Annotated in this window: 7 protein-coding genes; all 7 read right to left on the bottom strand. The window is 72.3% G+C overall.

Annotated elements, in window-relative coordinates:
• On the bottom strand, positions 1 to 1,552 hold a 1,552-nt coding region (locus ACTOWL_RS32890; protein ID WP_441325516.1), incomplete at its 3' end, for a substrate-binding domain-containing protein.
• Positions 1,553 to 1,556: 4 nt separating this feature from the next.
• A complete protein-coding gene (locus tag ACTOWL_RS32885; RefSeq protein ID WP_441325515.1) occupies positions 1,557 to 2,828 on the bottom strand; it encodes an amidohydrolase family protein in 1,272 nt (423 codons plus the stop codon).
• Between the two features lie 52 nt (positions 2,829 to 2,880).
• Positions 2,881 to 4,011 carry an ABC transporter substrate-binding protein gene (locus tag ACTOWL_RS32880; RefSeq protein WP_441325514.1) on the bottom strand — a complete coding sequence of 377 codons (1,131 nt, stop codon included), beginning with the start codon at positions 4,009 to 4,011 and terminating at the stop codon, positions 2,881 to 2,883.
• Between the two features lie 39 nt (positions 4,012 to 4,050).
• Positions 4,051 to 5,031 (bottom strand): ABC transporter permease, encoded by a 981-nt coding sequence (locus ACTOWL_RS32875; protein WP_441325513.1) that lies wholly within the window; start codon positions 5,029 to 5,031, stop codon positions 4,051 to 4,053.
• A 38-nt stretch (positions 5,032 to 5,069) separates the two neighbouring features.
• Positions 5,070 to 6,050, bottom strand: coding sequence for an ABC transporter permease (locus ACTOWL_RS32870; RefSeq protein WP_441325512.1), 981 nt, complete (start codon positions 6,048 to 6,050; stop codon positions 5,070 to 5,072).
• Positions 6,047 to 7,570, bottom strand: coding sequence for a sugar ABC transporter ATP-binding protein (locus ACTOWL_RS32865; RefSeq protein WP_441325511.1), 1,524 nt, complete (start codon positions 7,568 to 7,570; stop codon positions 6,047 to 6,049). Before ACTOWL_RS32865 ends, ACTOWL_RS32870 begins: the two co-directional genes overlap by 4 nt.
• On the bottom strand, positions 7,567 to 8,418 hold the full coding sequence (locus tag ACTOWL_RS32860; RefSeq protein ID WP_441325510.1) for a sugar phosphate isomerase/epimerase family protein: 852 nt from the start codon (positions 8,416 to 8,418) through the stop codon (positions 7,567 to 7,569). Before ACTOWL_RS32860 ends, ACTOWL_RS32865 begins: the two co-directional genes overlap by 4 nt.
• Positions 8,419 to 8,571 lie beyond the last annotated feature (153 nt).

Below are 8,571 nucleotides of genomic sequence, written 5' to 3'. Positions count from 1 at the left end.
CCCGCGGCCCGGCGCGGATCCGGCCGCGGCCGCCGCGCTGCCGCAGCCCGTGCCCGGCCAGCGGCCCGAGCAGGTCGTGCCGCGAGGAGCGCGGCATCGCCAGCGCCTGCAGCAGGTCGGCGATGCCGGCCTCGCCGCCATGCGCCTTGAGCCAGACCAGGATGTCGAGCGTGCGCAGGATCGAGCGGGCCCCGCCATCGGCCGCCGCCCCCTTGCCGACCGCGAAGGTGGTGGGGTCGTAATCCTCGCCCATGCCATGGCCCAGGATCAGGCTGGGCGGCCGGTCCCAGCGCACATGGTCCTCGACGAAGACATCGGCGCGGACCGAGGCGGTCTCGCAGCCGCGGCTGATCACCAGCGGCGTGTGCACCTCGATCCGCCGCGGCAAAGTGCGGCCGGCCAGGATGTCGAGCCCGGCCTCGACCGCGCGGATGCCCATCGCCGGCGGGAAGTCCATCGCCGCCAGCTTGACGCCGTGCAGGATCGCCAGCTGGTAGACCGCGTTCTGGTCGCCGCCGGTGTGCGGCGGCACGCGGCCGTCGCGGCCGGCATCGACCCAGGCCTGGATCGACCCGGCGCCGTGCAGGCCGCTGTCGCACCAGACGCCGTCGATGGCGTCGCCCCAGCGCTCGATCAGCCCGGCCATGGCGCGGCGGCCGGCCGCGACCGTCATCTCGGTGTGCACCGTGTCGAGGATGCGGATGCCGGGCGCCAGGGCGAACACCTCGCGCGCCGCCCGGGCCCGGCGCAGCAGCGGCCCGATCTCCGGGTCCCCCACCATCATCACCACCCCGCCGCGGCCGCCCAGCGTCTCGACCAGCCATTGCGCCGGCAGCCGGCCGATCGCGGTGTCCGGGCCGACGACCTGGACCAGCGAATGCGACGCGTCGCCCAGCAGCCGGTCGACCATGATCACGGGCAGCCCGGCGGCGCGGGCCCGGGCCAGGGCGGGCAGCAGCGCCTCGGTCTCCAGCGGGCTGACGATCAGCGCGTCGACGCCCATGGCCAGGAAGGCGTCGATGTCGCGCGCCTGGGCCGCGGGGTCATCATCGGCATGGGCGATGCGCAGCGCCGCGATGCGGTCGGCGTGCTCGGAAGCGGCGAACTGGACGCCATGGATCAGCCCCTGGCGCCAGAGATTGGCGCGGGAGCCGTTGGAGAAGCCGAAGACATGGGGCGGCGGCCGGGCGAAGGGGCCGGCATCGACCAGCTCGGTGAAGCCCGGATTCCACAGGAAGGACCGGGCCGGGCCGGTCATGCCCTGCAGCCGCGGCCGGGATGGCGCGGCCGGCTGCGCCGCCTCGGCGTCCAGCGCCACCGCCAGGTCGAACCAGGCGGCGCCGAGCCGGACCGTGCCGCGCCGCGGCGCCTCGAGCCAGCCGGCGGCCAGCATCGGCCGCAGCACGGCGTAGAGGCTGGAGCGCGGCACGGCGAGGCCCTCGGCCAGGGCGGCGACGGCCGCCCCGCCGGGTGCCTCGATCAGCCGGTCGACGACCCCGAGCAGGATCTCGACGCCCGACTGATGGGCACCCGATTGGCGCTGCCCCTCCACCGCGTCACTCGGCGGCCGCCCGCATCGCCCGCCGCGGCGACAGGCGGTGCAGGACGCCGTCCTTCATCACCATACGGATGGCACCGTGGTCATGGATCAGGGCGATGTCCTTGAGCGGGTCGCCGTCGACCAGGATCAAATCGGCCAGGAAGCCCTCGCGCACCTGGCCCAGCCGGTCGCCCATGCCCATCAGCTCGCCGCCGATCCTCGAGGCGCATTGCAGCGCCTCGGACGGAGTGTAGCCGAACAGCTTGACGAAATGCTCGACATCACGGGCGTTGGTGCCCTGCGGCGTCCAGGCGAAGCCGTAGTCGCCGCCGATGACGACGCGGATGCCGCGGCGCCGCATCTCGGCATAGGTGCGCTGGCTGGCCTCCAGGCACAGATGCATGCCCAGCTTGCGCGCCTTCTCCTCGTCGATGCCCCAGGGCCCGGCCTCGTGGATGGTGTTGTAGATCAGGCCGATGGCGGGGCCGACGAAGACCCGGTCCTTCTTCGCCTCCAGCAGGTCCAGCGCCTCGCTGTCGGCCTGCTCGCAATGGTAGATCACGTCGACCCCGGCGCGGATGGCGCGCTTCACCGCCTCGCTGGCCCGGGCATGGCAGTTCACCTTGCGGCCGAAATCATGCGCGGTCTCGACCGCCGCCTCGACCTCGACTCGCGACATCACGGTCATGCCGCCTTTGGCCGGATCGACGAAATCGTCGCCGGAGATGTTGATCTTGATGTTGTCGACATCCTCGCGGACGCAGATTCGGACGGCATGGCGGATCGCGTCCGGCCCGTCGCAGACCATGCCGAAGCTGGCGCGCGACAGGTGCAGGCGGGTCTCGTCGCCGAGGCCGCCGGTGACGGTGATCTCCGGGCTCGCCGCCTTGATCCGCGGCCCCTTCAGCCGGCCCTGGTTGACCTTGTCGCGGATCACCACGTCCAACCGGGTCTTGGCGCTGGCCGCGGAATAGGCGCTGGTGAAGCCGTGGTCGAGCAGCAGCTCGGCGTTCCACATCGTCTCCAGCACATGCTCCTCGGTCGGGATGTCGCCGAGGTCGGTGTTGCGCGCCGCGCCGCAGAAGGACAGATGGGCGTGGCCCTCGACCAGCCCCGGCAGCAGCGTGGCGCCGCCGCCATCGACCGTCTCGCAGCCGCCGGCGTCGAGCCGTTCCGAAGCCGGGGCCACGGCATGGATGCGGTCGCCGCGGACCACGACCTGGCCGGGATACGGGTCGCGGCCGCTGCCGTCCCAGATCATCGCGCCGGTGATGTGATAGTCGCCCATGGGATCCTCCGCGTGCTGCGGGGGGCAGGCACCTGCCCGCCCCCGCGCGTTGCTACTTGCCGATCCATCGCTGCGGATAGTCCGGCATCCCTTCGCAGCCGCACATGGCGTAGTGCAGCGGCGGCATCTTCGCGTTCACATACTTGTCGAGGTTCTCGGCCGTGATCGTCGGCTGCGGCAGCGACCAGGCCGGGCCCGGCACCGGCTCGCCCCTCAGGATGCGCAGCGCCGCGATCACCGGGGTGCGCCACTGATAGGTCGGGTAGGTCGGCGCCAGCGCCTTCATGCCCGACTGCTTCCACTTCTGCAGGAAGTCCTGCTGGTCCTCGCCGGTGACGATCGGCACGGCCATGCCCTGGTCCTCGAACGCCTCGATGGCGGCGACGCTGGTGGCGCCGGCATCCATCCACACGGCGTCGAGCTTGCCGGCCCGGGTCAGGGTGTCCTCGACGATCGACTTGGTCTTGGCCCGGTCGCCGTCGGTGAACTCCATGCCCACCACCTCGATGCCCTTCTCGTCGAAGATCCGCTTGGCCGCGGCCCAGCGGTTTTCCAGCACGTCGACGCCGGGCAGGATGCGCAGCGCCAGCACCTTGCCGCCCTTCGGCACATTGGCGGCGATGTATTCGGCCGCGGCGATACCGAAGGCGTAGCCGCCGATCGGCTTGACCACGGTGACCGGGCAGTCGGTCAGCACGCCGCGGTCGAACACGATCACCGGCACCTGCTTGCACGCGTCCTCCACCGCCGGGGTCAGCGCCGCGGTGGTGTTGGGCGAGACGATCAGCGCGTCGCAATTGCCACTGGCCAGCATCGCCTTGATGTCGGAGATCTGCTTGTCGTCCTTGCCCTCGGCATCGGCCACGGTGAACGAGGCGATGTCCGCCTTGTTCACGTCGACCTCGGCCTGCATCGTGGTGAAGCCGACCACCCGCCAGGGGTTGCCGACCCCGGCGTTGGAGAAGCACAGCTTGTACGGCCCGGCCTTCTTGTACTTGGCGGTGTCGACCATCTGGCTGCCGAAATGCTGTTCCCACGGCTTGTCGGCCGGGCCTTCCGCCTTGGCCGACATCAGCGCCCGCTGAGCTGCGAACTCCTTCGGATCATCGAAGCTCTGCGCCTGAGCGGTGCCGGCCGCCACGGCCAGCACGGCGGCGGCGCCGATCATCATCCCGATACGCATGGCGTTCCTCCCCTATCATTGTGGTTATGGTCGACGGAGCTAGGCACCTCCCCTGCGGCGTCGCCAGACGCTCCAGCCGACGGCGCCGATCAGGATCAGCCCCTGGGCCGCGTCGCGCAGCGGCTTGGGCAGGCCGATCAGGTTGAGCAGGGTGAACAGGGCGGCGAGGCTGAGCGCCCCGGCCACGGCGCCGGGCACCGTGCCGCGGCCGCCCAGCAGCTGGGCGCCGCCGATGACGATCGCGGCGATCGCCTGCAGCTCGTAGCCGTCGCCGACATTGGTCGAGACCCCGGCGAAGCCGCCGAGCAGGATGCCGGCGGTGACGGCCGAGAGGGCGGAGACGATGAAGGCGATGGTGCGCACCAGCCGCACCCGCGTGCCCGCCAGCTCCGCCGCCCGAGGGTTGTCGCCGACGGCGAGCAGCAGGCGCCCCAGCACGGTGCCGTGCATCAGCCACCACATCAGCGCCACCGCCACCACCGCGACCACGACCGCCAGCGGCAGCAGGTCGATCCCCGGCAGGCCGCGCCAGGTCAGCCGGCCGAAGTCGCGGAAATTGTCGGGCAGGTAGCCCTGCGGCGACCCGCCGGACCAGGCCAGGGCGATGCCCTTCAGCGCCAGCAGCATGCCGAGGGTGGTGATGATCGACGGCACCTTGAGCCAGGACACCACCAGCCCGTTGAACAGGCCGACGGCGAGGCCGATGCCGTAGACCAGGGCGATCACCCACCAGCTCTGCGCCGGGTCGCCCTGGATCAGCAGCGACGACGCCATCACCACCAGCGTGATCAGCGACCCGACCGACAGGTCGAAGCCGCCGACGACGATGACGAAGAGCTGACCGGCGGCCAGGATCACCAGCGCCGCCGCCCGGCGCAGGAAGTTCATGTAGCCCTGGGGCTCCAGGAAGGCCGGGCTGGCCACGGCGATCGCGACCAGCAGCGCGATCAGCACCCAATAGGCCGGGCGGATCGCGGCCAGGCGGCGCAGCGGCGACGGCATGATCTTCGGAGGGGTCATCGGCGGGCTTACGGACGACCGGGGTTCCGTGGTCTCGATCATGCCACGTGCCCCCGCGTGCGGTAGGCATAGACCGCGACCGCGGCGATGACGATGCCGCCGCGCAGCACCTGCTTCACGAAGGCGTCGATGCCGACCATGGTGAACACGGCGTCGAGCGTGCCGAACAGGATCACCCCGGCCAGCGTGCCCCAGACGCCGCCGCGGCCGCCGGCCAGGATGGTGCCGCCGATCACCACCACGGCGATGGATTCGAGGTCGTAGAGCCCGTCGCGCCCGACCCAGGGGGCGCCGGAGCGCAGGCGGCTGGCGAGGTAGAGGCCGGTCAGCCCGGCCGCGAGGCTGCAGGTCACATGCGCGGCCAGCGTCACCCGATGGGTGTGGATGCCGGCCAGGCGTGCCCCGTCCGGGTTGCCGCCGGTGGCGTAGAGATGGGCGCCGAAGCGGGTCGACCGCAGCACGAAGGCGGCGCAGCCGGTCAGCACGAACAGGCCGATCACCGGATAGGGCACCGGCCCGATCTGGCCGTAGGCGAGCACCTGGAAGCTTTCCGGCACCGCCCCGGCGAAGTTCTGGAACGAGGCGCTGAGCAGCCCCTGCAGCACCAGCCCGACGCCGAGGGTGGCGATCAGCGGGTTGATCTCGAGCCGGGTCACCAGCAGGCCGTTCACCACCCCGACCAAAGCCGAGATGGCCAGCACCGCGGCCACCGCCGGCAGCATCATCGCCGGGTCGCCCTGCATCATCCAGGACGCCATCACCGCGGCGACGCTGACCAGGTTGGCGACCGACAGGTCGATCGACCGCGCCAGGATGACGAAGGTCTGGCCCAGCGCCACCAGGCCGAGCGCCACCACCCGCTCCAGCACCGCGATCACGCCGTCGGCCGAGAGCTGCGCCGATTGGCCGGTGGCCAGCGCGGTGGCAGCGAAGCCGATGGCCGAGGCCGCGATCAGGATCAGCGGCACCGGCAGCTCGGCGCGGCGGCGCGGCCGCCCGGCGGTGGCGATCGCGCTCATGCCGCCCCCAGCGCCGCGACGGCGTCGAAGCGATGGCCGGTGGCCAGCGCCATGACCTCCTCCTCGGTCGCGCCGCCCGGCCGCTCGCCGACGATCCGGCCGCCCCGCATCACCAGGATGCGATCGGCCAGGCCCAGCGCCTCGGGCAGGTCGGAGGTGGCGACCAGGATGCCCCGGCCGCGGCCGGTGAAGTCGCGCATCAGCCGGTAGAGCGCGGCCTTGGCGGCGACGTCGACGCCGCGCGTCGGCTCGGCGAAGACCAGCAGCTGCGGGTCGCAGGCCAGCCAGCGCGCCAGGATCGCCTTCTGCTGGTTGCCGCCCGACAGCAGCCGGATCTCCTGCTCCCAGCTCACCGCCCGGACATCGACCGCGGCGAGGATGCCGTCGATCGCCGCCGCCCCTGCCGCCTTGCCGTTCGGCCGTGCGAACAGGCCGGCGAGGCCGCGGCGGGCCAGCAGGCCGTTGTCGCGCACCGACTGCATCAGCGCCAGGCCGTCGCGCTTGCGGTCCTCCGGCACCAGGCCGAGCCCCTGCGACAGGGCCGCCCGCACCGAGCCGGGCCGCGCCTCCTTCGCCCCGATCCACATCCGGCCGGTCAGGAACGGTTCGGCCCCGACCACGGCGCGCGCCAGCGCGGTCTTGCCGGAGCCTTCCAGCCCGGCGACGGCGACGATCTCGCCGCTTCGCACCACCAGATCGATATCGGCCAGCAGCGCATTGCCGCCGCCCTCGACCCGCAGCACCGGGTCGCCCGGCGGGTCCGCCGGCCGCGGCGGGTAATAGTCGCTGAGCGGCCGGCCGACCATCAGCCGGACCACCTCGTCCGCCCCCGTCTCGGCCCGCGGCCGGGTGGCGACGTGGCGCCCGTCCGACAGCACGGTGACGGTGTCGGCGATGGCGAACACCTCCGGCATCCGGTGCGAGATGTAGACCACGGCGACGCCGGCCGCCTTGAGGCCGCGCACCAGTTGCAGCAGCCGCGCCGCCTCGACGTCGTCCAGCGCCGCGGTCGGCTCGTCCATCACCAGGATGCGGGCGTCGACCGCCAGCGCCTTGGCGATCTCCACCGTCTGCTGCTCGGCGATGGTCAGGTCGCGCGCCGGCATGTCCGGGTCGAGGTCGGAGGACAGGCGGGCCAGCAGCGACCGGGCGCCGGCCCGCATCGCCGCGCGGTCCAACCGGAAGCGGCGCACCGGCTCGATGCCGAGATGGATGTTCTCGGCCACCGTCCGGTCGGGCAGCAGGCTCAGCTCCTGGTGGATGATGCTGATGCCGGCGGCGCGGGCGGCGGCGGGGTGGGCGAAGCGCACCGCCGCGCCGTCGACCAGGATCTCGCCGACATCCGGGGCATAGACCCCGCCCAGCACCTTCATCAGGGTCGACTTGCCGGCGCCGTTCTCGCCGCACAGCGCGTGGATCTCGCCGGCCCGGCAGGCGAAGGACACGCCGTCGAGCGCGACCACGCCGGGGAAGACCTTGCGGATGCCCCGCATCTCGAAGCGCGGCGCGGCGCCGGTCATGCCGCCGCCTCCCATTCGCGCCGGATCAGGGCGATGGATTCGGCGAACAGCGTGTCGAGGTCGGGGAACAGGTCGCGCCACACCCGGGTGGCGGCGGCGAGGTCCGGCAGCGCCCGGCCGAAGGCCTCGACCGTCAGCCAGCCATCATAGCCGATGCCGCGCACGGCCCGCAGGGTCGCCGCGAACGGCACATGGCCGCGGCCGGGGATGCCGCGGTCGTTCTCCGACAGATGGACATGGGTGATGCCGGCGGCATGGGCAGCGATGACGGCGACCGGGTCGCGCTCCTCGATATTGGCGTGGAAGGTGTCGTACATGAAGCCGAAATTCGGGTGCGCGACCCGGGCGCGCAGCCGCTCCGCCTGCGCCATCGTGTTCAGGGCGTAGCATTCGAAGCGGTTCACCGCCTCGATCGACAGGTGGATGCCGGCCTCCTGCGCCCGGCCCGCGGCCCAATGCAGCGCCTCGGCCAGGTTGGCCAACTCATCCTCGGTCGGCCCGGCCCCCGAGAACACGCCGAGCGGCGAATGGTACGGGCCGCCCATCACCGTGGCGCCGAGGGCATGGCCGCAATCGATCGCCCAGGCCAGCCGGTCGCGGGCGCGGCGGCGGATGGCCGGGTCCGCGCTCATCGGGCTGTGGTCGAGGTCGGGGATGATGGCGGTGGTGGTGCGGGCCAGGCCGAGCTCGTCGAGCAGCCGTCCGAGCGCGGCATAGCCGGCCTCGACCCCGCCCATGACCGGCACCTCGACGCCGTCATAGCCGTGGCGCTTCAGGGATTCGAGCACCGGGCGGTCGGCGGGCGAGATCGCCCCTCCCACCACCAGCAGGTTGAAGCCGATTTGCAAGCGTTCCTCCCAGCCCGGGCCCGTGGCGATCGCCCGCTCCCTGGATCTGTTTTTTGCAAGGATGAGGTTCGCGTCAGGCCGGCGTCAACGCGGCGGCACGATCCGATGTCCGATATTCTGGACAATTGGCGCCTGGGCGATCAGGCCGGCATC

Source organism: Inquilinus sp. CA228 (assembly GCF_052078665.1).
Classification (GTDB): domain Bacteria; phylum Pseudomonadota; class Alphaproteobacteria; order DSM-16000; family Inquilinaceae; genus Inquilinus.
This window is presented reverse-complemented; position numbering and strand designations above follow the sequence as displayed.